General features: G+C 72.0%; 23 protein-coding genes. 20 read left to right on the top strand and 3 right to left on the bottom strand.

Translation table 11 applies throughout. The annotated features are described in order from the left end of the window. Nucleotides 1-31: 31 nt before the first annotated feature. Complete coding sequence (locus NLU66_RS12700) at nucleotides 32-1,084, bottom strand: glutathione S-transferase family protein (RefSeq protein ID WP_259360029.1); 1,053 nt, start codon at nucleotides 1,082-1,084, stop codon at nucleotides 32-34. A gap of 261 nt (nucleotides 1,085-1,345) precedes the next feature. Here NLU66_RS12700 and NLU66_RS12695 point away from each other — a divergent pair, with 261 nt between their 5' ends. The 6 genes from NLU66_RS12695 to NLU66_RS12670 are packed head-to-tail and all read left to right on the top strand — an operon-like array spanning nucleotide 1,346 to nucleotide 6,396. Beyond that, the gene (locus tag NLU66_RS12695) at nucleotides 1,346-2,155 is read left to right on the top strand and encodes a helix-turn-helix transcriptional regulator (RefSeq protein ID WP_259360028.1); all 810 of its coding nucleotides are present in this window, start codon (nucleotides 1,346-1,348) and stop codon (nucleotides 2,153-2,155) included. Further along, nucleotides 2,152-3,579, top strand: coding sequence for a Fe-S cluster assembly protein SufB (sufB, locus tag NLU66_RS12690; RefSeq protein ID WP_137770904.1), 1,428 nt, complete (start codon nucleotides 2,152-2,154; stop codon nucleotides 3,577-3,579). Before NLU66_RS12695 ends, sufB begins: the two co-directional genes overlap by 4 nt. Continuing rightward, nucleotides 3,579-4,883 (top strand): Fe-S cluster assembly protein SufD, encoded by a 1,305-nt coding sequence (gene sufD / locus NLU66_RS12685; protein ID WP_259360026.1) that lies wholly within the window; start codon nucleotides 3,579-3,581, stop codon nucleotides 4,881-4,883. Before sufB ends, sufD begins: the two co-directional genes overlap by 1 nt. Next, a complete protein-coding gene (locus tag NLU66_RS12680) occupies nucleotides 4,883-5,233 on the top strand; it encodes a non-heme iron oxygenase ferredoxin subunit (protein WP_259360025.1) in 351 nt (116 codons plus the stop codon). Before sufD ends, NLU66_RS12680 begins: the two co-directional genes overlap by 1 nt. Before the next feature lie 46 nt (nucleotides 5,234-5,279). Further along, nucleotides 5,280-6,038 (top strand): Fe-S cluster assembly ATPase SufC, encoded by a 759-nt coding sequence (gene sufC / locus NLU66_RS12675; RefSeq protein ID WP_137770901.1) that lies wholly within the window; start codon nucleotides 5,280-5,282, stop codon nucleotides 6,036-6,038. A 28-nt stretch (nucleotides 6,039-6,066) separates the two neighbouring features. Next, on the top strand, nucleotides 6,067-6,396 hold the full coding sequence (locus NLU66_RS12670; protein ID WP_259360024.1) for a metal-sulfur cluster assembly factor: 330 nt from the start codon (nucleotides 6,067-6,069) through the stop codon (nucleotides 6,394-6,396). A 48-nt stretch (nucleotides 6,397-6,444) separates the two neighbouring features. Here NLU66_RS12670 and NLU66_RS12665 read toward each other — a convergent pair whose 3' ends face one another. Beyond that, nucleotides 6,445-7,353, bottom strand: a complete 909-nt coding sequence (locus NLU66_RS12665; RefSeq protein ID WP_259360023.1) for a helix-turn-helix transcriptional regulator — start codon at nucleotides 7,351-7,353, stop codon at nucleotides 6,445-6,447. A gap of 446 nt (nucleotides 7,354-7,799) precedes the next feature. Here NLU66_RS12665 and NLU66_RS12660 point away from each other — a divergent pair, with 446 nt between their 5' ends. After that, entirely contained in the window at nucleotides 7,800-8,570 is a 771-nt protein-coding gene (locus NLU66_RS12660; RefSeq protein WP_259360022.1) for a hypothetical protein, read from the top strand. 28 nt (nucleotides 8,571-8,598) lie between these two features. Here NLU66_RS12660 and ald read toward each other — a convergent pair whose 3' ends face one another. After that, entirely contained in the window at nucleotides 8,599-9,714 is a 1,116-nt protein-coding gene (ald, locus tag NLU66_RS12655) for an alanine dehydrogenase (RefSeq protein ID WP_259360021.1), read from the bottom strand. Nucleotides 9,715-9,987: 273 nt separating this feature from the next. Between ald and NLU66_RS12650 the strand changes: the two genes are divergently transcribed. The 13 genes from NLU66_RS12650 (at nucleotide 9,988) to gmk (ending at nucleotide 23,582) form a co-directional block, all read left to right on the top strand. Then, entirely contained in the window at nucleotides 9,988-11,592 is a 1,605-nt protein-coding gene (locus NLU66_RS12650; RefSeq protein WP_259360020.1) for an ABC-F family ATP-binding cassette domain-containing protein, read from the top strand. A gap of 100 nt (nucleotides 11,593-11,692) precedes the next feature. Beyond that, nucleotides 11,693-12,304: a MarR family transcriptional regulator gene (locus tag NLU66_RS12645; protein WP_259360019.1), complete on the top strand. Its 612-nt coding sequence runs from the start codon at nucleotides 11,693-11,695 to the stop codon at nucleotides 12,302-12,304. A 139-nt stretch (nucleotides 12,305-12,443) separates the two neighbouring features. Next, nucleotides 12,444-13,004 (top strand): elongation factor P, encoded by a 561-nt coding sequence (gene efp, locus NLU66_RS12640; RefSeq protein ID WP_137770896.1) that lies wholly within the window; start codon nucleotides 12,444-12,446, stop codon nucleotides 13,002-13,004. Beyond that, on the top strand, nucleotides 13,001-13,540 hold the full coding sequence (gene nusB, locus NLU66_RS12635; protein WP_259360018.1) for a transcription antitermination factor NusB: 540 nt from the start codon (nucleotides 13,001-13,003) through the stop codon (nucleotides 13,538-13,540). The genes efp and nusB overlap by 4 nt, the downstream gene beginning before the upstream one ends. 154 nt (nucleotides 13,541-13,694) lie before the next feature. After that, nucleotides 13,695-14,285: a bifunctional pyr operon transcriptional regulator/uracil phosphoribosyltransferase PyrR gene (gene pyrR / locus NLU66_RS12630; protein ID WP_259360017.1), complete on the top strand. Its 591-nt coding sequence runs from the start codon at nucleotides 13,695-13,697 to the stop codon at nucleotides 14,283-14,285. After that, nucleotides 14,282-15,238: an aspartate carbamoyltransferase catalytic subunit gene (locus NLU66_RS12625; protein ID WP_259360016.1), complete on the top strand. Its 957-nt coding sequence runs from the start codon at nucleotides 14,282-14,284 to the stop codon at nucleotides 15,236-15,238. Before pyrR ends, NLU66_RS12625 begins: the two co-directional genes overlap by 4 nt. Next, nucleotides 15,235-16,539 (top strand): dihydroorotase, encoded by a 1,305-nt coding sequence (locus NLU66_RS12620; RefSeq protein ID WP_259360015.1) that lies wholly within the window; start codon nucleotides 15,235-15,237, stop codon nucleotides 16,537-16,539. The genes NLU66_RS12625 and NLU66_RS12620 overlap by 4 nt, the downstream gene beginning before the upstream one ends. A gap of 6 nt (nucleotides 16,540-16,545) precedes the next feature. Next, nucleotides 16,546-17,040: a hypothetical protein gene (locus NLU66_RS12615; RefSeq protein ID WP_259360014.1), complete on the top strand. Its 495-nt coding sequence runs from the start codon at nucleotides 16,546-16,548 to the stop codon at nucleotides 17,038-17,040. Further along, on the top strand, nucleotides 17,037-18,236 hold the full coding sequence (gene carA, locus NLU66_RS12610; RefSeq protein WP_259360013.1) for a glutamine-hydrolyzing carbamoyl-phosphate synthase small subunit: 1,200 nt from the start codon (nucleotides 17,037-17,039) through the stop codon (nucleotides 18,234-18,236). The genes NLU66_RS12615 and carA overlap by 4 nt, the downstream gene beginning before the upstream one ends. Next, on the top strand, nucleotides 18,236-21,583 hold the full coding sequence (carB, locus tag NLU66_RS12605; protein ID WP_259360012.1) for a carbamoyl-phosphate synthase large subunit: 3,348 nt from the start codon (nucleotides 18,236-18,238) through the stop codon (nucleotides 21,581-21,583). The genes carA and carB overlap by 1 nt, the downstream gene beginning before the upstream one ends. Next, nucleotides 21,580-22,455 carry an orotidine-5'-phosphate decarboxylase gene (gene pyrF / locus NLU66_RS12600; protein ID WP_259360011.1) on the top strand — a complete coding sequence of 292 codons (876 nt, stop codon included), beginning with the start codon at nucleotides 21,580-21,582 and terminating at the stop codon, nucleotides 22,453-22,455. Before carB ends, pyrF begins: the two co-directional genes overlap by 4 nt. A gap of 213 nt (nucleotides 22,456-22,668) precedes the next feature. Next, nucleotides 22,669-22,995, top strand: coding sequence for an integration host factor, actinobacterial type (gene mihF / locus NLU66_RS12595; protein ID WP_137770887.1), 327 nt, complete (start codon nucleotides 22,669-22,671; stop codon nucleotides 22,993-22,995). Next, the gene (gene gmk / locus NLU66_RS12590; protein ID WP_259360010.1) at nucleotides 22,992-23,582 is read left to right on the top strand and encodes a guanylate kinase; all 591 of its coding nucleotides are present in this window, start codon (nucleotides 22,992-22,994) and stop codon (nucleotides 23,580-23,582) included. Before mihF ends, gmk begins: the two co-directional genes overlap by 4 nt. Nucleotides 23,583-23,589: the final 7 nt, after the last annotated feature.

The following is a 23,589-nucleotide window of genomic DNA, read 5'->3' as shown; positions in this document are numbered from 1 at the left end:
GGGAGCCGCCTGCGCTCCCGCCGCCCGGTGATCAGCGTCCCTGCACGAGCAGCGGCGTGTGCGCGGGGTCGACGACCTCGGCGGCGAGCGGAGGCTGCGGGGCGGAGCCGCCCGGGCCCCAGGTGTCGGTCGGGAAGCGGTCGCGGTCGTGGGGCTCGATCAGCGGCGCCGGGTCCGGGCCGAGCGGCACCACGCGGGTGGGGTTGATGTCGGTCTGCACCGCGTAGTAGTGCTCCTTGATGTGCTCGACGTCGATCGTGTCGCCGAAGCCCGGGGTCTGGAACAGGTCCTTCGTGTAGTTCCAGAGGTTCGGCATCGTGAACAGCGGCTGCCGGTTGGCCTTGAAGTGGGAGTAGTAGACGAGGTCGAAGCGCACGAGGGTCGGGAACAGGCGCACATCCGCCTCCGTGATCGCGGGCCCCATGAGGTAGCGGCTGCGGGAGAGGCGGTCCTCGAGCTCGTCGAGCGCCGACCAGAGCAGGCGGTACTCGCGCTCGTAGTCCGCCTGCGCGCCGGCGAAGCCCACCTTGTAGACGCCGTTGTTGACACGGTGCAGCATCCAGCGGTTCAGCTCGTCGATCTCCCCGCGCCGCTCCTCGGGGTAGAGGTCCGGGGCGCCCTCGCGCTGGAGCGCGGTCCACTGGGTCGCGAGGTCGAGGGTGATCTGCTGGAAGTCGTTGGTGACGACGGCGCGGGTCGGGACGTCGACCATGGCGGGCACGGTGATGCCGCGCGGGTAGTCGGGGTGGCGCGCGAAGTAGGCCTGCTGGAGCCGTTCGTAGCCGAGCACCGGGTCCACCCCGCCCTCGTCGAGGTCGAAGGTCCACGAGCGCCTGTCATGGGTGGGGCCGGCGATCGCGAGGGAGATCGCGTCCTCGAGGCCCAGCAGGCGGCGCGAGATGACGGTGCGGTTCGCCCACGGGCAGGCGCGGGAGACGGCGAGGCGGTAGCGGCCGGCCTCGACGGGCCAGCCGTCGCGCGCATCGACGGTGATGCGGTCGGGGATGTAGGTCATGTCGCGGTCGAAGGGCTTCCCGGCGTGGACGTAGCTGCCCGTCTGGTCGTTCTCGTCGGACGTGCTCATGAGGTCTCCTCGGTGCAGGGTCATCGCTCGGACACGGTCAGAGTAGTTGAAAAGCGTACGATCGATCGAGGGGTGCCGACGCCCCACGATCCTCCCGCGGGTGACCCTTCTCATGGGGCGGTCCGGGATCGACAATATGCAAGCTGGACATTGTAAAATCTTGGACCGATGATGGTCCCGGGACCTGCGGCGCCGACCGCGCGTCCCCGTCATCGCGAGGCCCGTCATCACGGGACCCGATTGCACCGGAAGGAGGGGCGCATGAGCACGAGCGCCGGCACCGTCGACAGCACGGGCATCGGAGCCCCGCCCGCCGCAGGAGCTCCCGGCGACATCCCCTGCGAACCCGCTCGGGGCGCCGAGCACCGCGACACCCGCGAGCGGCTCATCGAGACGATCTCCGCCCACGGACCCATCACCGCCCGGCAGCTCGCCGAGCGGTTCGGGCTCACGAGCGCCGCCGTCCGTCGGCACCTCGCGGCCCTCGAGGCCGACGGCGTCATCGCCGAGCACGAGATCATCGTGGCCCACCGCGGCCGCGGCCGGCCCAGCAAGGCCTTCGTGCTCTCGCAGTCCGCGCACGAGGCCCTCCCGGGCGGCTACGACGAGCTCGCCGTCCTCGCCCTCCAGGAGATCTCCGCCCTGGGCGGCGACGAGGCGGTGGCCCGCCTCGCGGACCGCCGCGTGGAGGACTGGGAGCGCGAGGTCGCCCGCCGCACCGCCGAGCGCGAGGCGGCAGGGGAGCACGTCTCCCTCGCCCGCAAGCTCGAGCTCCTGGCCGAGCTCCTCACCGAGCGCGGCTACGCCACGACCGTGCGCCCCCTGAACGTCCCCCTCCCCGCCGCCGGTGCGCGATCCGGCACGGGGACGCGTACGCTCGTCACGGCGCAGCTCTGCCATGGTCACTGCCCCGTCCTCGACGTGGCCGCGGACCATCCGGAGCTGTGCGAGGCCGAGACCCGCATCATCGCGCGCATCATCGGAGCACCCGTCCAGCGCCTGGCGACCCTCGCCCAGGGCGCTCACGCGTGCACGACCCACATTCCGCTCACCGAGGGAAGGACACCATGACGAGCGCACCAGAGCAGCTCAGCCAGGACGAGATCATCGACTCCATCGGCAACTACGCCTTTGGCTGGCACGACGAGGACACGGCCGGCGCGAGCGCCCGCCGCGGTCTGGACGAGGACGTCGTCCGCGACATCTCCCGCCGCAAGGACGAGCCCGAGTGGATGCTCGAGCGCCGCCTCAAGGCCCTCGGCATCTTCGACAAGAAGCCGATGCCCACCTGGGGCCCCGATCTCTCCGGGATCGACTTCGACACCATCAAGTACTTCGTCCGCTCCACCGAGGGCCAGGCCTCCAGCTGGGAGGAGCTCCCGGCGGACATCCGCGAGACCTACGACCGCCTCGGCATCCCCGAGGCGGAGAAGCAGCGCCTCGTGGCCGGCGTCGCCGCCCAGTACGAGTCCGAGGTCGTCTACCACCAGATCCGCGAGGACCTCGAGGAGCAGGGCGTCATCTTCGTGGACACCGACACGGGTCTGCGCGACTACCCGGAGCTCTTCGAGGAGTACTTCGGCACGGTCATCCCCTCGGGCGACAACAAGTTCTCCGCGCTGAACACCGCGGTGTGGTCCGGCGGCTCCTTCGTGTACGTCCCCCCGGGCGTCCACGTCGAGATCCCGCTCCAGGCCTACTTCCGCATCAACACCGAGAACATGGGCCAGTTCGAGCGGACCCTGATCATCGCCGACGAGGGCTCCTACGTGCACTACGTCGAGGGCTGCACGGCGCCGATCTACAAGTCGGACTCGCTGCACAGCGCCGTCGTCGAGATCGTCGTGAAGAAGGACGCGCGCGTCCGCTACACGACGATCCAGAACTGGTCGAACAACGTGTACAACCTGGTCACCAAGCGCACCACGGTGGAGCAGGGCGGCACCATGGAGTGGGTCGACGGCAACATCGGCTCCAAGGTCACCATGAAGTACCCGGCCGTGTGGCTGATGGGCGAGCACGCTCGCGGCGAGACGCTGTCGATCGCCTTCGCGGGCGAGAACCAGCACCAGGACACCGGCTCGAAGATGGTGCACATGGCGCCCCACACCTCGAGCTCGATCGTCTCGAAGTCGGTCTCCCGCGCCGGCGGCCGGACCTCCTACCGCGGTCTCGTGCAGGTCATGCCCGGGGCGGAGCACTCCGCCTCCACGGTGCTGTGCGACGCGCTGCTCGTGGACACGGTCTCCCGCACGGACACGTACCCCTACGTCGACGTGCGCGTCGACGACGTCCAGATGGGCCACGAGGCGACCGTCTCGAAGGTCTCCGAGGAGCAGCTCTTCTACCTGATGAGCCGCGGCATGGAGGAGACCGAGGCCATGGCGATGATCGTGCGCGGGTTCATCGAGCCCATCGCGCGCGAGCTCCCCATGGAGTACGCCCTCGAGCTGAACCGCCTGATCGAGCTGCAGATGGAAGGAGCAGTCGGTTGATGACCACGTCCACCACGGAGGGCACCGAGACCACCCAGGAGCGCTCGGACGGCGAGATCGTCGGCGGGGCCGCCGGCGCCGCCCCGGTCGCGGCCCGAGCGACGATCGACGGTCTCGCGCCCGTCGCCCCGCAGCTCGAGGACGAGCGGCTCGCGCTGCCCTCCGACGGCCCCGCGAAGCACGCGGCCACGAGCCGTGCGGCACGGCTGCGCTCCTTCGAGCTCGGTGACCACCCGGTGCCGACCTCGAAGATCGAGGAGTGGCGCTTCACCCCGCTGCGCCGCTTCACGTCCCTGTTCCAGGACGACGCGACCGAGGACGGCGCCGTCGAGTACGAAGTGACCGTCCCCGAGGGCGCCCCCGAGGCGTCGACCCTCGCGATCGGCGAGGCGCCCCGCGGCACCGCGCTCGTGCCCGAGGACCTCACCGCGGCGATCGCGTCCGCCCGCTCGGAGCAGGCGCTGCACCTCGTCGCCCCCCGCAACGCGGAGCTCGCGGATCCCTTCCGCGTGGAGATCACCGGCCGCGGGGCGGACCGCCGCGCGAACGGGCACCTCGTGCTCGAGACCGAAGAGTCCTCCACCGCGACCTTCGTCCTCAACCACACCGGCTCCGCGCAGTACGCGCAGAACGTCGAGATGGTCGTCGGCGACAACTCGCGGATGACCGTCATCGCCCTGCAGGACTGGGACGACGACGCGCTGCACATCTCCACGCACCACGCGCGGCTCGGTCGGGACGCGAAGCTCAAGCACATCGTGGTCTCGCTCGGCGGCAGCGCCGTGCGCGTCAACGCGATCGGCGAGTTCTCCGCCCCCGGCGCCGAGCTCGAGAACACCGGGCTCTACTTCGCCGACGAGAACCAGTTCCTCGAGCATCGTCTCTTCGTGGACCACGCCGCCCCGAACTGCACCTCCGACGTCGCCTACAAGGGCGCGCTGCAGGGGCAGAAGGCCCGGTCCGTGTGGGTGGGCGACGTCCTCATCCGCAAGGAGGCCGAGGGCACCAGCACCTACGAGCTGAACCGCAACCTCGTGCTCACCGAGGGCGCGCGCGCCGACTCCGTCCCCAACCTGGAGATCGAGACGGGCGAGATCGAGGGCGCCGGCCACGCCGCCGCCACCGGGCGCTTCGACGACGAGCAGCTGTTCTACCTCCGCGCCCGCGGCATCCCCGAGAAGGAGGCCCGCCGCCTGGTGGTGCGCGGCTTCTTCGCGGAGCTCATCCAGAAGATCGACGTGCCGGAGATCCGCGAGCACCTCTTCGAGTCCATCGAGGCGGAGCTCACCCGGAGCATGAACTGATGCAGGACGTCTCCGACCGCTTCGTGCAGGTCGCCCGGCTCGAGGAGCTCGCGCCGGGCACCGCGCTCGACGTCGTCGCAGGAGGGCTCGAGATCGCCCTCGTGCGCGACGAGGCCGGAGGCGTCCATGCCCTCGAGGACCGCTGCTCGCACGACGAGATCGCGCTGAGCGACGGCGACGTCGAGGGATGCACCATCGAGTGCTGGAAGCACGGGAGCCAGTTCGACCTGAACACCGGCCGCCCGCTCCAGCTCCCCGCCGTCCGCCCCGTGCGGGTGCTGCCCGTGCGGATCGACGAGGCCGCCGGGACGATCCACGTCGATCCCGCCGGCGACGCCTCCCACCCCTGAACATTCCACCGTCCCGCGAGGGATACCGGTCAAGGAGAAACCCACCATGTCTGTCCTGGAGATCACGAACCTCCACGCCACCGTCGACACCCCCGAGGGGACCAAGGAGATCCTCAAGGGCGTCGACCTCACGATCCGCGGCGGCGAGACCCACGCGATCATGGGCCCCAACGGCTCGGGCAAGTCGACCCTCGCCTACGCGCTGGCCGGCCACCCGAAGTACCAGATCACCGAGGGCTCGGTGACCCTGGACGGCGAGGACGTCCTCGAGATGAGCGTCGACGAGCGCGCCCGCGCCGGCGTGTTCCTCGCGATGCAGTACCCCGTCGAGGTCCCCGGCGTCACCGTCTCGAACTTCCTGCGCACCGCGAAGACCGCGGTCGACGGCGAGGCCCCCTCGCTGCGCACCTGGGTCAAGGACGTCAAGGGCGCCATGGACGACCTCCGCATGGACCCCGTCTTCGCCGAGCGCAACGTCAACGAGGGCTTCTCCGGCGGCGAGAAGAAGCGTCACGAGATCCTGCAGATGCAGCTGCTCAAGCCCTCGATCGCGATCCTCGACGAGACCGACTCCGGCCTCGACGTCGACGCCCTGCGCATCGTCTCCGAGGGCGTGAACCGCGCCAAGGAGAACACCGAGGTGGGCATCATGCTCATCACGCACTACACGCGCATCCTCAACTACGTGAAGCCCGACTTCGTGCACGTCTTCGTCAACGGCCGGATCGCCGAGCAGGGCGGCCCGGAGCTCGCGGAGCGCCTCGAGAACGAGGGCTACGACCGCTTCCTCGCGGCCGCGAACTGACCCCGCCGCCCCTCATCAGGAGGACATCATGACCGACCAGCTCCCGACGGCGACCGTGACCGTCGAGCAGGTGACCGAGGCGCTCAAGGACGTCATCGATCCCGAGCTCGGCATCAACGTCGTCGACCTGGGCCTTGTCTACGGGGTCACCGTCGAGGACGGCAACGCCGTCATCGACATGACGCTGACCTCGGCCGCGTGCCCGCTCACCGATCTGCTCGAGGAGCAGACCTTCGCGGTGCTCGACCCGATCACCGAGACCCACCGCATCAACTGGGTCTGGATGCCCCCGTGGGGCATGGAGAAGATCACCGAGGACGGCCGCGAGCAGCTGCGCGCCATCGGCTTCAACCTCTGATCCAGGCCCTCTCAGGCTCGCCGACCCCCTGATCCGCTTCGTTGCGGATCAGGGGGTCGTCCCGTCGTGGGGGACGGCGGCCGGCACAGGGCCAGGGGAGTCGGCGGCCCAGCCGCCGAGGATCGCCATCGCGTCCGCGGTGGGGGAGTCGGGCTCGACCTTGTAGACGAGCAGGCTGAGATCGGGGTCCTTGTCGACGGTGAAGGACTGCGAGTCGACGACCACGTCGCCCACGAGCGGGTGGTGATAGCGCTTGGGGCTGCGCCGGTAGCGCAGCACGTCGTGGGACGCCCAGAGGGAGCGGAAGTGCTCGCTCCTGGCGGACAGCTCGCCGATGAGGGCGAAGAGCACCTTGTCGCCCTGCTGGCGGCCCGCCGCCTCGTGCAGCACGGCCGTCCCGTTGCGGACGGCCAGGTCCCAGTCCACGTAGAAGTCCTTCGCCCGAGGATCGAGCACCTGGAAGCGCATCGCGTTGAAGCGGGTGCCGTCCCCGAGCGCGATGTGCTGCTCGGCGTGGGGGAACAGCTTCCATCCGATCCTGTTCGCCGCGACGATGTCGAGGCGGCTGTTCTGCACGAACGCCGGCGCGTCGATCTCGTCGACGACGCGCTGCAGGAAGCCGTCACCCTCCGGGGCCGACGGTCTCCGGGCCGGGGCTCGCCGTGCCGACTGCGGGCGCAGCGCCTGCACGAGCCGCAGGAGGTGCTCGTGCTCGACGTCGTCCAGCCGCAGCGCGCGGGAGACCGCGACGAGGATCTCCTCGGAGATGCCCTGCACCCGGCCCCGCTCGAGCCGGGTGTGATAGTCCACGCTGATGCCGGCGAGATAGGCGACCTCCTCACGGCGCATGCCCGCCACACGACGGATCCCCGGGAATGGGGTCATGCCCGCGTCCTCCGGGGTGAGACGCGCACGGCGGCTGATGAGGAACCCGCGCAGCTCTTCCTGATGGTCCATGGGGACACGCTAGGCGCGGGGGTCCGCCCGTGGGAGGGACGCGGAGACCCTGGCACCGCCTTGGGCTCCTCCCTCGGCGGTGCCGCCCCCTCCGCGGGGCTCGCCGAGCAGGGCGCCAGGTGAGTGCCCGGCGGGGCTCCTGCACGCTTCCGGAGCAGAGCGGTGGCAAGTTGAGATCCGGAGTGAGGCCTGTGCAGGGGGACACGTGTGATCGCGATGACCGTGCGTCGAATCACTTTTCATGTTCGTCATGACCTGGCCTGCGATGATGCGTGAACAGTCGACGGGATGCGAGCGCCGTGCCAGGCTCAGGGTTGAGCGCGGGCGCTGAGCCCGCCCGCGCTGTCGGAAGGTTTGAGAACTTCACAGGCGCCTCTCCGCCGCTTCTACCGTGGAGCCGTCGCCGGGCTCCGAGCCCGGCTCCCGCCGCCACCGAAGGAGCCGTCATGGAGCCCACCCCCGTCGCCCCGGAGCGCCCCCGCACCGTGTCCCGCCGCGCTCTCGCCCGCGGCATCGCCTGGAGTGTGCCCACGCTCGCCGCCGCCTCGGCGGCACCTGCGCTCGCGGCCTCGCGATGCGAGATGACGACCGTCAACATGGTCAAGGGCACCACGTCCCAGACGAGCGCCTCGACGACACTCTCGGACGGCACGAAGATCAACGCGACGCGGTCGTCCTCCTCGAACCTCTTCTTCACCCTCTCCGAGGAGAACGGCAGCGGCGCCAACGGGGGCACGTACAACTTCAACACCCGCCAGATCTCGACGTCCGGTCTCCCGGTCGGCACGTACCTCGAGCTCAACCAGAAGGCGAGGAGCACGGATGTCTCCCAGGTCCTCACGTTCACGCTGCCCAAGAAGGCGTACTGCGTCGAGTTCTGGGTGACGGACATCGATCTGCAGTCATTCACGGACCGGAAGTACGGAGATCGGGTCACGGTCTCGGGGTTCACCGGCGTCGCCTCGAACACGAGCTGGGTCACGTGCTCCGGGGCGACCTGCACCACGGCTTTCGTGAACTCCCCGGGGAACAAGGAGACCTCTCCCGATGTGCTGAACGGGGCCGTGAGGTATCGACTCACGTCGACGTCGGGGATCACCTCGTTCACCCTCAGCTATTCGTCGGCCTATACCGGGTCGTCCACGACCAACTATCAGCAGGTCTGGATCTCGCCGATCAGCTACTCGACCACGGCGGGCTGCAACTGCTTCTCCTGAGCCGGGCCCCGGTCGGATCGCAGGCGGCTCAGCCGAGCACCTCGGCGGGCGGAGTGACGGGCAGGTCGTGCGCCTCACCGGTGCCCTCGTGGGTGAGCACACCCTCGTGGGTGTGCAGGCCCGCGGCAAGGGCGGCGTCGGCGCGCAGCGCGTCCTGCCAGCCCTGGCCGGCGAGGCGCAGCACGTAGGGGAGGGTCGCGTTGGTGAGCGCCGCCGTCGCCGTGACGGGCACCGAGCCGGGCATGTTCGCGACGCAGTAGTAGATCGCGTCGTGCACCGTGAAGGTCGGGTCCGCATGGGTGGTGGGGCGGGAGTTCTCGAAGCAGCCGCCCTGGTCGATCGCGACGTCGACGAGCACGGAGCCCGGCTTCATCGAGGCGACCATCTCGTCGGTCACGAGCTTCGGGGCGCGCTTGCCGGGGATCAGCACCGAGCCGATGACGACGTCGGACTCGGCGACCTGGGCGGCGACGTCGAGGGTCGTCGAGTAGCGGGTGAGGATCCCGCCGTCGTGGGTCGTCGCGATCTGGGAGAGCCGCGGCACGTTCACGTCCATGACGGTGACCTGCGCGTGCAGGCCCAGTGCCATCATCGCGGCCTGCTCGCCGACGACCCCGCCGCCCAGCACGGTCACCTTCGCCTCCGCCGTGCCGGGCACGCCGCCCATGAGCACGCCGGAACCGCCGAGCGGCGCCATGAGGTGGTAGGCGGCGACCTGGGTCGCGAGGCGACCGGCGATCGCGCTCATCGGGGCGAGCAGCGGCAGCGAGCGGTCCGGGAGCTGCACCGTCTCGTAGGCGATCGCGGTCGCGCCCGAGTCGATCAGGGCGTCGGTGAGCGCGCGGTCCGCGGCCAGATGCAGGTAGGTGAACAGCACGAGCCCGCGCCGCAGGCGGTGGTACTCCTCCGGCAGCGGCTCCTTGACCTTGACGACCATCTCCGCGCGGGACCAGACCTCGTTCGCCTCGTTCACGATGACCGCTCCGGCGGCCGTGTACTCCTCGTCGGTGATCCGGGCGCCGACGCCCGCGCCTGCCTCGACGAGCACCTCGTGGCCGCGCGCCACGAGCTCGTGGACACCGGCGGCCGTGAGGCCCACCCGGTTCTCGTTGTCCTTGATCTCCCGGGGGATGCCGATGCGCATGGGGAAGCTCCTCGTCCTTCGCTCGTCGCGTGGCCCGGCCTCCTTGCCGGACCGGCACCAGCTTGGCATCGAGGGTGGCCGTCGTGGGCGGGAACGGCGCACCCCGTCGCCCGTCGAGACCGTGCTGTGATCCGGCGCCCCGGGGGAGGCGGCGGCGCGGCCGTGTGGCGCTGGGCACCGCGGGCGATATGCGCGGGACCTCCCGCCGCTCGCGGACCTAGACTTCACGGGGCCGTCCGGCCTCCTGACCGTCCCTCCTGAGGAGCTCCTTCCGTGATCACCGTGCACGACCTCGCCATCCGGGTGGGCGCCCGCCTCCTCATGAGCGACGTCAGCTTCCAGGTGACCGCCGGGGACCGGGTGGGCCTCGTGGGCCGCAACGGTGCCGGCAAGACGACGCTCACCAAGGTGCTCTCGGGGACCCTCGCGCCCACCGAGGGCAGCGTCGAGATCTCCGGCGAGCTCGGCTACCTCCCGCAGGACACGCACACGGGCGAGGACACGGAGCTGGTGCTCGCGCGGATCCTCTCCGCCCGCGGTCTCGACGACATCTTCTCGCGCCTGCGCAGGGCCGAGCACGAGATGGGCGACATGGAGCTCAGCGAGGCCAAGCGGATGAAGGCGATGGACCGCTACCCGCGCCTCGAGGCGGAGCTCGACTCCCGCGGCGGCTACGCGGCGGAGGCCGAGGCCAAGCGCATGGCGGCGAACCTCGGCCTGCCCAGCCGGATCCTCGAGCAGGAGCTCGGCACGCTCTCCGGCGGCCAGCGCCGCCGCGTCGAGCTCGCCCGGATCCTGTTCTCCCAGGCGGACACGATGATCCTCGACGAGCCCACGAACCACCTCGACGCGGACTCCGTGATCTGGCTGCGGGAGTACCTGCTGACCTACCGCGGCGGGCTCATCGTCATCAGCCACGACGTGCAGCTCGTCGAGCAGGTCGTCAACAAGGTGTTCTACCTCGACGCGAACCGTCAGCAGATCGACGTCTACAACATGGGCTGGAAGAACTACCTGCGCCAGCGCGAGGACGACGAGAAGCGCCGCAGGCGCGAGCGCCAGAACGCGGAGAAGAAGGCCGGCGCCCTCACCGCCCAGGCGGAGAAGATGCGAGCGAAGGCCACCAAGGCCGTCGCCGCACAGAACATGCTCAAGCGCGCCGAGCGGATGCTCGACGGGGTCGAGGGGGAGCGGCAGAAGGACCGTGTCGCCTCCCTGCGGTTCCCCAAGCCCGCCCCCTGCGGGAAGACGCCGCTCATGGCGGAGGACCTCTCGAAGTCCTACGGCAGCCTCGAGATCTTCACCGGGGTGGACCTCGCGATCGACCGCGGCTCGCGCGTGGTCATCCTCGGCTTCAACGGTGCCGGCAAGACGACCCTGCTGCGGATCCTCGCCGGGGTCGACGCCTCGGACACGGGCGGCATCATCCCCGGCCACGGGCTCCGCGTGGGCTATTACGCGCAGGAGCACGAGACCCTCGACGGGGAGCGGACGGTCCTCGAGAACATGATGACGGCCTCCCTCGACCTGCCCGAGGTCGAGGCGCGGAAGATCCTCGGCTCGTTCCTCTTCACGGGCGACGACGTGCACAAGCCGGCGAAGGTGCTCTCCGGCGGCGAGAAGACCCGCCTGGCGCTCGCGACCCTCGTCGTCTCGAGCGCGAACGTGCTCCTGCTCGACGAGCCGACGAACAACCTCGACCCGGCGAGCCGCGAGGAGATCCTCGGGGCCCTCGCCGCCTTCGAGGGGGCCGTCGTCCTGGTCTCGCACGACCCGGGCGCCGTGCAGGCGCTGTCCCCGGAGCGCGTGCTGCTCATGCCCGACGCCGTGGAGGACCTCTGGAACGCCTCCTACGAGGAGCTCATCCAGCTCGCCTGAGGCCGCGCTCGCCGACGGTGGGATCCGATGATCCCGGCTGTCCCTCGAGGTTCAGCGGATAAGCGCTGTTCTGCGGCCGCCGACTGGTAGCGTCCGGACCATGCTCGTCATCGCCCTCTCCCCGCCGCGCGGGCACCGCGGTCCCGACCCGCTCCCCGCCCTCCAGCAGGCGCTCGCCCCGCTGGAGCTGCGCCGTACCCCGGAGCGGACCGTCGGCAGCGCCGCGATCGCCCTCGCGGACCGCGCGGAGACGGCCGTGGACGCCGTGCGGATCGCCGCCGAGACGGGCGCCTGGGAGGTCGGCCTCGGCGTCGGCCCCGTCGAGCAGCCGATTCCCGCCGAGACCCGCGCGGCCGGAGGGCCGGGCGTCGCCGCCGCGACCCTCGCGCTGCGCGCCTCCCGCACGACCGGCCAGGTGCCGCTGTCCGTGCGCGCCTCCGACCCCCGCCACGAGGCGACCGCCGCCGACGCCGAGGCGGTCCTCCGCCTCGTCGGCTGGATGATCGCGACCCGCAACCGGGGCCAGTGGCGCGCCGTGCACGCGCTGCGCGAGCACCCGGGGGCGACCCAGCGCGAGCTCGCCGCCCTCCTCGGCATCACCCAGCAGACGGTCTCGCGGGCCGTGAAGACGAGCGGCTGGCGCGAGGAGAGTGCCGCCGTGCCGCTCGTCGTGCGCCTGCTGTCCATGATCGAGCTCACGTCGAGGCCCTGACCGTCGCGGCGTGGGCGGGGGAGCGGCGCCGCGGCACGCTATCCTGAACCGCGCGCGAGCCGCGGATGACCCGGCGGCGCCGACACTCATGCACATCGCCGCGGGGTCCCACGTGCCCGGCGGGAACCCGAGGAGACACATGGCGACGACGAACGACCTCAAGAACGGGATGGTCCTCAAGCAGGACAACGGCCTCTGGACCGTCACCGAGTTCCAGCACGTCAAGCCCGGCAAGGGCCCGGCCTTCGTGCGCACCAAGCTCAAGAACGTCCTGTCCGGAAAGACCGTCGACAAGACCTTCAACGCGGGCGTCAAGGTCGAGACCGCGACCGTCGACCGCCGCGACATGCAGTACTCGTACCTCGACGGCGAGCTGTACGTCTTCATGGACCCCAGCAACTGGGAGCAGACCAACGTCACCGCGGAGACCGTCGGCGACGCCAAGGACTTCATGCTCGAGGGCCAGGACGTCATCATCGCCTTCCACGAGGGCGAGGCGCTGTTCGTCGAGCTCCCGGCATCCGTGGTCCTCACGATCAGCTTCACCGAGCCGGGCCTCCAGGGCGACCGCTCCAACGGCGGCACCAAGCCCGCGACCCTCGAGACCGGCCGCGAGATCCAGGTCCCGCTGTTCCTCAACCAGGGGGACAAGGTCAAGGTCGACACCCGCTCCGGCAGCTACCTCGAGCGCGTGAAGTGACCGATCCCTCGGCGTCCTCCACCCCCTCGGCCCCGCGCAAGGGACCGGGTCTGCCCCTGCCCGCACGGGAGGGGGAGGAGATCGAGTTCGAGCGCACCCTCCCTGCCCGCACGGACCGGCTGCACACCCTGACCCGTCAGCGGATCCGTGCGCTCGACGTGCTCTTCGAGGCCGACGCCCGCCGCCTGCCCGTCCTCGAGGTGCTCGCGGAGCGCCTCCGGGTGACGGCCGCGCAGACCCCGGTCCCGGAGCGGGCCCGCGAGCTCGTCGAGGGGTACGCGGAGCACGCCGAGGAGGTCGACGACCAGCTCGAGACCCACTCGCGCGACTGGCCGCTGCACCGCATGCCGGCCGTGGACCGCGCGATCCTGCGCCTCGGCGCCGCGGAGGTGCTCTTCGACACCGAGGCCTCTGACCGCGGCCCTGTGATCGGCGAGTACACGAAGATCGCGGAGGCGCTGTCCACCGACGACTCGCCCCGCTTCGTCAACGGGCTCCTGCAGCGTCTGGTCGACGTGCAGGGCCTGCTGGGCTGAGCCCGCCCCGGCTCCGCGCCACGGCCCGCCGGCGCCGTCCCACGGGACGGGCGCCGGCGTGGCCCCGGCCGGGTCTCGCGTAGACTCGGCCCCGGTCCGCACGGACCGATCCACCCTTTAACGACACGTCCCGTGAGGCGTGGAAGGGAGAGACATGACCGAGAGCACGACCCCCGTCCCGGACCGCGTCAGGATCCTGGGACCCGAGGAGATCCGACGAGCCCTCGTGCGCATCGCGCACGAGATCCTCGAGAGCGGCCACGGCGCCGACGACCTCGTCCTGCTGGGCATCCCGCACCGCGGCGTGCCCCTCGCCGAGCGGCTCGCCGCGCAGATCCTCGCCGCCGAGGGCATCGACCGCCCCGTCGAGGACCTCGCCGGCTCCCTCGACGTGACGATGTACCGCGACGACCTGCGGCAGCATCCCACCCGGGCACCGAGCCCCACCCGCATCCCGCGCGGCGGCATCGACGGCCGCACCGTCGTCCTCGTCGACGACGTCCTCTTCTCCGGCCGCACCGTGCGCGCCGCCCTCGACGCCCTCGGCGCGATCGGCCGCCCCTCCGCGGTGCGCCTCGCGGTGCTCGTGGACCGCGGCCACCGCGAGCTGCCGATCCGCGCGGACCACGTCGGCAAGAACCTCCCCACCTCGCGCGGGGAGCGCGTCCACGTCGAGCTCGCCGAGACCGACGGCGAGGACGCGGTCGTCCTCGCCCGCCCCGCCGGCGAGGAGGAGGCCCGATGAAGCACATGATCTCGATCGCGGACCTCTCCCGCGAGGAGGCGATCGCCGTCCTCGCGACCGCCGAGCACATGGCGCAGACCCAGTCCCGCTCGATCCGCAAGCTGCCCACCCTCGTGGGCACCACGGTCGTGAACCTCTTCTTCGAGGACTCCACGCGCACCCGGATCAGCTTCGAGGCCGCCGCGAAGCGCCTCTCCGCCGACGTCATCAACTTCTCCGCGAAGGGCTCGAGCGTCTCCAAGGGCGAGTCGCTCAAGGACACGGCCCTCACCCTGCAGGCGATGGGGGCGGACGCCGTCGTCGTCCGCTCCGGCTCCTCGGGCGCCGCGCACCTGCTGGCCCACGCGGGCTGGATCGACCAGCCGATCGTCAACGCCGGCGACGGGGCGCACGAGCACCCCACGCAGGCCCTGCTCGACGCCTTCACCCTGCGCCGCCACCTGCGGCCGGGGGAGCCGGAGGCCGGACTCGACGGTGCTCACGTCGTCATCGTCGGCGACGTGCTGCACTCGCGCGTCGCCCGCTCCAACGTGCTCCTGCTGACCCTGCTCGGCGCACGCGTCACGCTCGTCGCCCCGCCGGCCCTCGTCCCCGTCGGCGCGAGCGCCTGGCCGTGCGAGATCACCTACGACCTCGACGAGGCGCTCGCCCAGGGCCCGGACGCCGTCATGATGCTCCGCGTCCAGCGCGAGCGGATGGTCGGCGGCGGGTTCTTCCCCACCGCGGGGGAGTACTCGCGCCGCTACGGCCTCTCCACCGCGCGCGCCGCGGCGCTGCCCGAGCACACGCGCGTCATGCACCCCGGCCCCATGAACCGCGGCTTCGAGATCGCCGGTGACGTGGCCGACGGCCCCCGCAGCGTCATCGTCGAGCAGGTCTCCTCCGGCGTGTTCGTCCGGATGGCCGTGCTCTACCACCTGCTCGCCACCGACTCCCGGGAGGACGCCCGATGACCACCGCACCCACCCTCCTGCTGCGCGGGGGCCTGCTCTACGGCGAGACCGTCGCGGACCTCCTGCTCGAGGGCGGCGAGATCGCCGCCGTCGGCACGGACCTCGAGGCGCCCGCGGGCGCCGAGGTGATCGACGTGGACGGCTGCGTGGTCCTCCCGGGCCTCGTCGACCTCCACACGCACCTGCGCGAGCCGGGCGGAGAGGAGGCGGAGACCGTCGAGACCGGCACCCGCGCCGCCGCCCGCGGCGGCTACACGGCCGTCCACGCGATGGCCAACACGACCCCCACCGCGGACACCGCGGGCGTGGTCGAGCAGATCGCCCGCGCGGGCGAGAGCGCCGGATGGTGCACCGTGCGGCCCGTCGGCGCGGTCACCGTGGGCCTCGCGGGGGAGCGGCTCGCCGAGCTCGACGCGATGGCGAGCTCCCGGGCCCGCGTGCGCGTGTTCAGCGACGACGGGAAGTGCGTGCACGACCCCGTCCTCATGCGCCGCGCGCTCGAGTACGTGAAGTCCTTCGACGGCGTCATCGCCCAGCACGCGCAGGACCCGCGCCTCACCGAGGGCGCCCAGATGCACGAGGGCGAGGTCTCCGCGCAGCTCGGCCTCGCCGGCTGGCCCGCCGTCGCCGAGGAGTCCGTCATCGCCCGCGACGTGCTGCTCGCCCACCACGTCGGCTCCCGCCTGCACGTGTGCCACCTGTCCACCGCGGGCAGCGTCGACATCATCCGCTGGGCCAAGCAGCGCGGCATCGCCGTGACCGCCGAGGTCACGCCGCACCACCTGCTGCTGACCGACGAGTCCGTGCGCGGCTTCGACGCCCGCTACAAGGTGAACCCGCCGCTGCGCACCCAGGCGGACGTCGAGGCGGTCCGCGAGGGCCTCGCCGACGGCACGATCGACATCGTCGCGACCGACCACGCCCCGCACCCCGCGGACGCCAAGGACCGCGAATGGGACCAGGCGGCGATGGGCATGACCGGCCTCGAGACCGCGCTGTCCATCGTGCAGTCCACGATGGTGGACCGTGAGGCGCTCAGCTGGCGCGACGTCGCCCGCGTCATGTCCGAGACCCCCGCGCGGATCGGCCGCGACGAGGATCAGGGCCGCCCCCTCGAGTCCGGCAGTCCCGCGAACGTGCTCGTGTGGGACCCGCGCCCCACGACCGTCGTCGACCCCGCCGTGCACGCCTCCCGCAGCACGAACAGCCCCTTCACGGGCCGGGAGCTGCCGGGCCGCAACCGCCTCACCGTCCACCGCGGCCGCGTCACCGTGCGCGACGGCGCCCTCGTCGAGGGCTGAGGCGCGATGGACCGCCTTCTGCCCGTGCTCGTGCTCGCGGCGGTGTTCCTCGCGGCGCTCGGCCTCATGGCGCTCGGCTGGCGTCTGCGCGGCCGGCGCCAGTCCGGACTGCCCGCCCCGGACCGTCGCAGCGAGCTCGCCGACCTCGGCGAGGAGACCGAGGTGGGGCCCGTCGACGCGATCTACGTCGACACCGTCCTCGCCGACCGTCCCCTCGAGCGGGTCGTCGCCCACGGCCTCGGCGCGCGCTCCAAGGCGCGCGTGAGCCGCGGCGACGGCGGCTCCTGGCGGATCCTCCGCCAGGGGGCGCCCTCCCTGACCATCCCCGCCGACGCCGTCCTCGACGTCGCCTCCGCCCCCGGCATGGCCGGGAAGTTCGTGGGCGGCGACGGACTCCTCGTCATCCGGTGGCGCCTCGGCGACCAGGACCTCGACACCGGCCTCCGCCTCGGCGCACGCGCCGACCACGACCTGCTGCTCTCCCGGAAGGAGCACCCATGACCGCCCCCACCCCCGCTCGGGAGCGCCGAGGCGCCTCGCGCACCGAGCCCGCCCTGCTGATCCTCGAGGACGGCACCGTCCTGCGCGGCAGCGCCTACGGCGCCCGCGGATCCCGCCTCGGCGAGGTCGTCTTCTCGACCGGCATGACCGGCTACCAGGAGACCCTCACGGATCCCTCCTACGCCGGGCAGATCGTCGTGCAGACCGCTCCGCACATCGGCAACACCGGCGCCAACGCCCAGGACATGGAGTCCTCCCGGGTGTGGGTGCGCGGCTACGCCGTGCGCGAGGCCAGCCGCGTCGCCTCGAACTGGCGCTCCGAGCAGACCCTCGACGAGCTCCTCGAGAGCCAGGGCGTCGTCGGCATCGCCGGCATCGACACCCGCATGCTCACCCGCGTGCTGCGGGAGACCGGCTCCCTGCGCGGCGGCGTCTTCTCCGGCGACGCCCTCGCCGCGGGCGAGGCGGCCCTGCTCGAGCAGGTCCGCGAGCAGCCCTCCATGGAGGGCGCGAGCTTCGTCGACGAGGTCACCATCGCCCAGCCGCTGCTGCTCGAGCCCGAGGGCGAGGTGATCGGCACGGTCGCCGCCGTGGACCTCGGCATCAAGGGCGCGACCCCCCGCGCGATGCTCGAGCGCGGGCTGCGCGTGCACCTCCTGCCCGCGACGACGACCCTCGAGGAGCTCCGCTCCACCGGCGCCGACGCCGTCTTCTTCTCCAACGGCCCGGGCGATCCCGCGACCGCCGACGCCCAGGTCGAGCTGCTGCGCGGCGTGCTCGACGCCGGGCTGCCGTTCTTCGGCATCTGCTTCGGCAACCAGCTCCTGGGCCGCGCGCTCGGCTTCGAGACCTACAAGCTCAAGTACGGGCACCGCGGCATCAACCAGCCGGTGCTCGACCGCGAGACGGGCACCGTCGAGATCACCGCCCACAACCACGGCTTCGCGGTGGACGTGCCGCTCGAGGGCGAGCACACCGCTCCCCACGACGGCGGCCGCTACGGCAGGGTCGTCGTCTCCCACGTCGGCCTCAACGACGACGTGGTCGAAGGCCTGCGCTGCCTCGACCTGACGGCCTTCTCGGTCCAGTACCACCCCGAGGCCGCCGCGGGACCGCACGACGCCTCGTACCTCTTCGACCGCCTCGTCGACCTCGTGCGCGCCCACCGCGCCGGCGACCAGAGCAAGGAGTCCTGATGCCCCGCCGCACCGACATCTCGTCCGTCCTCGTCATCGGCTCCGGCCCGATCGTCATCGGCCAGGCCGCCGAGTTCGACTACTCCGGCACCCAGGCCTGCCGCGTGCTCCGCGAGGAGGGCCTGCGGGTCGTCCTCGTGAACTCGAACCCCGCGACGATCATGACCGACCCGGAGATCGCCGACGCCACCTACGTCGAGCCGATCGACCCCGACGTCATCCGCTCGATCATCGCCGCCGAGCGCCCCGACGCGATCCTGCCGACCCTCGGCGGGCAGACCGCGCTCAACGCCGCGGTCGCCCTCGCCGAGAACGGCACCCTCGAGGAGTTCGGCGTCGAGATGATCGGCGCGAGCCTCGACGCGATCCAGAAGGCCGAGGACCGTCAGCTGTTCAAGGGCGTCGTCGAGCGCGTGGGCGGGGAGTCCGCCCGCTCCCGGATCTGCCACAGCATCGAGGACCTGCTCGAGGCCGCCGACGAGCTCGGCTACCCGATGGTCGTGCGCCCGAGCTTCACCATGGGCGGTCTGGGCTCCGGCATGGCCTACGACGAGGCGGACCTGCGCCGCATCGGCGGCGACGGCCTGCACTACTCGCCGACCACCGAGGTGCTCCTGGAGGAGTCGATCCTCGGCTGGAAGGAGTTCGAGCTCGAGCTCATGCGCGACCGCGCCGACAACTGCGTGGTCATCTGCTCGATCGAGAACGTCGACCCCGTCGGCGTGCACACCGGCGACTCGGTGACCGTCGCCCCCGCGCTCACCCTCACCGACGTCGAGCTGCAGAAGCTCCGCGACCTCGGCATCGGCATCATCCGCGAGGTCGGCGTCGACACGGGCGGCTGCAACGTGCAGTTCGCGGTGGACCCCGCGACGGGCCGCGTCGTCGTCATCGAGATGAACCCGCGCGTCTCCCGCTCCTCGGCGCTCGCCTCCAAGGCGACGGGCTTCCCGATCGCGAAGATCGCCGCGCGCCTCGCGATCGGCTACACGCTCGACGAGATCCGCAACGACATCACCGGCACCACCCCGGCGAGCTTCGAGCCCACCCTCGACTACGTCGTCGTCAAGGTGCCCCGCTTCGCCTTCGAGAAGTTCCCGGCGGCGGACCCGACGCTCACCACGACCATGAAGAGCGTCGGCGAGGCGATGGCCCTGGGCCGCAGCTTCACCGAGGCGCTCGGCAAGGCGCAGCGCTCCCTCGACGTCAAGGGCGCCGCGGTCTCCTACGCGGGCCGGCCGCCGAGCCCTGCCGAGGTCACCGAGCTCATCGACGCCTCCCGGATCGCGACCGACGGCCGCCTCGGGGCGCTCGCCCGCGTGCTGTGGTCCGCGGCGGAGGGCGTCGTGGACGCCGACGAGACGCTCGAGCGGGTCCACGAGGCCACCGCGATCGATCCGTGGTTCCTCGACCAGATGCTGCTCGTCGCGGAGATCGCCGCGGAGGTCCGCGCGGCCTCCGTGCTCGACGCGGAGCTGCTGCGGGTGGCCAAGCGCCACGGCTTCTCCGACGACCAGATCGGCGAGCTGCGCGGCCAGGGCGGCGACGTCGTCAAGGGCGTGCGCGAGGCGCTCGGCATCAACCCCGTCTTCAAGACCGTGGACACGTGCGCCGCCGAGTTCGCCTCGAGCACGCCGTACCACTACTCGAGCTACGACCAGGAGACGGAGATCGAGCCGCGCGAGCGGCCGGCCGTGCTCATCCTCGGCTCGGGCCCGAACCGGATCGGCCAGGGCATCGAGTTCGACTACTCGTGCGTCCACGCGGTGCTCGCCCTCGGCGACCGGGACCTCCCCGGCGGCGGCTTCGAGACCGTCATGGTCAACTGCAACCCCGAGACCGTCTCGACGGACTACGACGTCGCCGACCGCCTCTACTTCGAGCCCCTCACCTTCGAGGACGTCGTCGAGGTCTACGAGGCGGAGAAGGCCGTGGGACCCGTCGCCGGCGTCATCGTGCAGCTCGGCGGGCAGACCCCGCTCGCCCTCGCCCGCCGGCTCGAGGCCGCGGGGCTGCCGATCATCGGCACGAGCCCCGCGGCGATCGACCTCGCCGAGGACCGCGGCCACTTCGGCGCCGTCCTCGCCGACGCCTCGCTCCCCGCCCCGCCCTACGGCACCGCCTGGGGCCTCGGCGACGCGCTCGAGGTGGCGCGCGAGGTGGGCTACCCCGTGCTCGTGCGCCCCAGCTACGTGCTGGGCGGCCGCGGCATGGAGATCGTCTACGACGAGGCGCAGCTGACGGACTACGTGGGCCGCAACCTGCCCGAGGGCGGTCGCGCCGAGGCCCCGATCCTCATCGACCGCTTCCTCGACACCGCGACCGAGATCGACGTCGACGCCCTGTACGACGGCGAGGACCTCTACATGGGCGGGATCATGGAGCACATCGAGGAGGCCGGGATCCACTCGGGCGACTCGGCCTGCACCCTGCCCCCGGTCACCCTCGGCGACGGCGTGCTCGAGCGGATCCGCGAGTCGACCCTCGCGATCGCCCGCGGCGTGGGCGTGCGCGGCCTGCTGAACGTGCAGTACGCGCTCGCGCAGGACATCCTCTACGTCCTCGAGGCGAACCCGCGCGCCTCCCGCACGGTGCCCTTCGTCTCCAAGGCGACCGGCGTGCAGCTCGCCCAGGCCGCCGCCCGCGTCATGGCGGGGGAGAGCGTCGCGCAGCTGCGGGCCGCGGGCGTGCTGCCCGCGGAGGGCGACGGCACCTCGCTCCCGGACGACGCGCCGATCGCGGTCAAGGAGGCCGTGCTGCCCTTCAAGCGGTTCCGCACCGCCGAGGGCCGCGCGGTGGACTCCCTGCTGGGTCCCGAGATGCGCTCGACCGGTGAGGTGATGGGCCTGGACACGACCTTCCCGCTCGCCTTCGCGAAGTCGCAGCTGGCGATCTCGGGGCAGGGCCTGCCCACCTCGGGCGCGGTGTTCGTCTCCGTGGCCGACGGCGACAAGCGCGGTGTGGTGCTGCCCGTCGCGCGGCTCGCGGCCCTCGGCTTCGAGATCCTCTCGACGACCGGCACCGGCCGTGTGCTGCGCCGCTCCGGCATCCCGTGCCGGGTGCTCCGCAAGGCCTCCGAGTCCGGCGAGGGCGACAGCGTCATCGAGATGATCGAGTCCGAGCAGATCGCGCTCGTGCTCAACACGCCCTCGGGCTCCGACTCCCGCGCCGACGGCTACGCGATCCGCGCGGCGGCGACGAGCATGGACGTCCCGATCATCACGACGCTGCAGGAGTTCCAGGCGGCCGTGCAGGCGATCGAGGCGCTCCCGGAGGAGCCGTTCTCGGTGCTCAGCCTCCAGGAGCACACCGCCCGCCTCGTGGCCGCGCGGACGGTGACGGCATGAGCACGACGGGGACGACCGGGACGGACGGCACGAGGGCGGCGGTGAGCTTCGGGGCGCGGCTGCAGGCCGCGGTCGCGGAGCACGGCCCGCTGCTCGCCGGCGTGGACCCCCACGCGGGGCTGCTCGCGCAGTGGGGGCTGCCGGACTCCCCGGCCGGGCTGGCCACCTTCTCCCGGGCGGTGCTCGACGCCGTGGACGGGCAGGTCGCCGCGATCAAGCCGCAGTCGGCGTTCTACGAGCGCCACGGCTCCCGCGGTCTGGCGGTGCTCGAGGAGCTGCTCGCCGGCGCCCGGGAGCGCGGCATCCTCACGATCCTCGACGTCAAGCGCGGGGACATCGGCTCGACCATGGGCGCGTACGCCGAGGCGTACCTGCGCCCCGGCGCCCCGCTCGAGGCCGATGCGATCACCGCGAGCCCGTACCTCGGCGCCGGGTCGCTGGACCCCGCCGTGGACCTCGCGCTCGAGCACGGCAAGGGCGTGTTCCTGCTCGCGCTGACCTCGAACCCCGAGGGGCACGGCGTGCAGCACGCGATCGCGGCCGACGGCACGAGCGTCGCTCTCGGCGTGGCGCGACACGCCGAGGAGCGCGGCGGCGGCGACGGATCCGTCTGGGGCTCGGTCGGGCTCGTGGTGGGCGCGACGGTGGGGGACGCCTACCGGCGCCTCGGCCTGGACGCGGCCGCACCGAGCGTGCCGCTCCTCGCCCCGGGCTTCGGCGCGCAGGGCGCGGGCACCGCGGAGCTCACCGAGGTCTTCGGTGAATCCGCAGGTCACGTGCTGGTCTCGGTGTCCCGCGGGCTCCTCGCCTCGGGCCCGTCGGTCGAGGGCCTGCGCGTGCGCGCGAAGGACCTGCAGGCCGACTACAGCTGAGCCGCCGCGACGGGGCGGGCCCGGGGCGGATCACCGCTCCCCGGGCCCGCCCCGTCGGCGTCCCGGACGCCTCTCCGGGGGAGTGCACATGCCCCTGATCTGCGACACCTCGCGCGATCAGTGTGCTCCGACACGTCGATGGGGTTACGCTCTTCCCACGTGCGGGGGCCTTCCGGTTCCTGCGTACCACCAGCGACAGAAGAGGTAAGAACCGTGGCTCTCCCTCCCCTCACCCCCGAGCAGCGGGCCGAGGCCCTCAAGAAGGCCGCTGAGGCCCGCCGCGAGCGCGCCGCCATCAAGGCCCGCCTCAAGGACAGCGCCGGTCGTCGCAGCGAGGAGATCCAGAAGGTCCTCGAGGAGGCCGAGACCAACGAGGTGATCGGTCGCCTCCGCGTCGCGGCGCTGCTCGAGGCCCTCCCGGGCGTCGGCAAGGTCAAGGCGCAGCAGATCATGGAGGAGATCGGCATCTCCCCGTCCCGCAAGATCCGGGGCCTCGGCTCCCATCAGGCGGAGAAGCTCGTCTCGCACTTCTCCGAGTGACGCCGCTCGACGGGGCCGGTGCCGCCACGGCACCGGCCCCCGTGACGGTCCTCGCCGGCCCCACCGCGGTCGGCAAGGGCACGGTCTCCGCCGCGATCCGCGCGCGCTATCCCGAGATCTGGCTGTCCGTCTCCGCGACCACGCGGGCCCCGCGGCCCGGTGAGGTCGACGGCGTGCACTACCGCTTCGTGAGCGAGGAGGAGTTCTCCCGCCTCGTCGACGAGGGCCAGATGCTCGAGTGGGCCGTGGTCCACGGCCGCAACAAGTACGGGACCCCGCGCGGTCCCGTCGAGGAGATGCATGCGGCCGGCCGGCCCGTGCTCCTCGAGATCGACCTCGCCGGGGCGCGTCAGGTGCGGGAGTCCCTGCCCGAGGCGCACTTCGTCTTCCTCGCCCCGCCGGACTGGGACACGCTCGTGGAGCGGCTCGTGGGACGCGGCACGGAGGACGCGGAGGAGCGGGCCCGCCGGCTCGAGACCGCGAAGGTCGAGCTCGCCGCCGAGAGCGAGTTCGACGTCACGATCGTCAACGACGAGGTGGACCGCGCGGCGGACGAGCTCGCCGCGCTCCTCGGCGTCCGCCGCTGACCACCCG

Source organism: Brachybacterium sp. NBEC-018 (assembly GCF_024860185.1).
GTDB lineage: Bacteria > Actinomycetota > Actinomycetes > Actinomycetales > Dermabacteraceae > Brachybacterium > Brachybacterium rhamnosum.
The sequence above is the reverse complement of the archived record's forward strand: the minus strand, read 5'-3'. Positions and strand labels throughout refer to the sequence as shown.

Bases quoted from the DNA above. Each gene is read 5' to 3' on its own strand.
- NLU66_RS12695 (WP_259360028.1), top strand. From the start codon at position 1,346: ATGAGCACGAGCGCCGGCACCGTCGACAGCACGGGCATCGGAGCCCCG.
- sufB (WP_137770904.1), top strand. From the start codon at position 2,152: ATGACGAGCGCACCAGAGCAGCTCAGCCAGGACGAGATCATCGACTCC.
- sufD (WP_259360026.1), top strand. From the start codon at position 3,579: ATGACCACGTCCACCACGGAGGGCACCGAGACCACCCAGGAGCGCTCG.
- NLU66_RS12660 (WP_259360022.1), top strand. From the start codon at position 7,800: ATGGAGCCCACCCCCGTCGCCCCGGAGCGCCCCCGCACCGTGTCCCGC.
- ald (WP_259360021.1), bottom strand. From the start codon at position 9,714: ATGCGCATCGGCATCCCCCGGGAGATCAAGGACAACGAGAACCGGGTG.
- carA (WP_259360013.1), top strand. From the start codon at position 17,037: ATGACCGCCCCCACCCCCGCTCGGGAGCGCCGAGGCGCCTCGCGCACC.
- NLU66_RS12625 (WP_259360016.1), top strand. From the start codon at position 14,282: ATGAAGCACATGATCTCGATCGCGGACCTCTCCCGCGAGGAGGCGATC.
- pyrR (WP_259360017.1), top strand. From the start codon at position 13,695: ATGACCGAGAGCACGACCCCCGTCCCGGACCGCGTCAGGATCCTGGGA.
- carB (WP_259360012.1), top strand. From the start codon at position 18,236: ATGCCCCGCCGCACCGACATCTCGTCCGTCCTCGTCATCGGCTCCGGC.
- efp (WP_137770896.1), top strand. From the start codon at position 12,444: ATGGCGACGACGAACGACCTCAAGAACGGGATGGTCCTCAAGCAGGAC.
- NLU66_RS12620 (WP_259360015.1), top strand. From the start codon at position 15,235: ATGACCACCGCACCCACCCTCCTGCTGCGCGGGGGCCTGCTCTACGGC.
- NLU66_RS12645 (WP_259360019.1), top strand. From the start codon at position 11,693: ATGCTCGTCATCGCCCTCTCCCCGCCGCGCGGGCACCGCGGTCCCGAC.
- pyrF (WP_259360011.1), top strand. From the start codon at position 21,580: ATGAGCACGACGGGGACGACCGGGACGGACGGCACGAGGGCGGCGGTG.
- sufC (WP_137770901.1), top strand. From the start codon at position 5,280: ATGTCTGTCCTGGAGATCACGAACCTCCACGCCACCGTCGACACCCCC.
- NLU66_RS12665 (WP_259360023.1), bottom strand. From the start codon at position 7,353: ATGGACCATCAGGAAGAGCTGCGCGGGTTCCTCATCAGCCGCCGTGCG.
- NLU66_RS12680 (WP_259360025.1), top strand. From the start codon at position 4,883: ATGCAGGACGTCTCCGACCGCTTCGTGCAGGTCGCCCGGCTCGAGGAG.
- NLU66_RS12615 (WP_259360014.1), top strand. From the start codon at position 16,546: ATGGACCGCCTTCTGCCCGTGCTCGTGCTCGCGGCGGTGTTCCTCGCG.
- NLU66_RS12670 (WP_259360024.1), top strand. From the start codon at position 6,067: ATGACCGACCAGCTCCCGACGGCGACCGTGACCGTCGAGCAGGTGACC.
- NLU66_RS12700 (WP_259360029.1), bottom strand. From the start codon at position 1,084: ATGAGCACGTCCGACGAGAACGACCAGACGGGCAGCTACGTCCACGCC.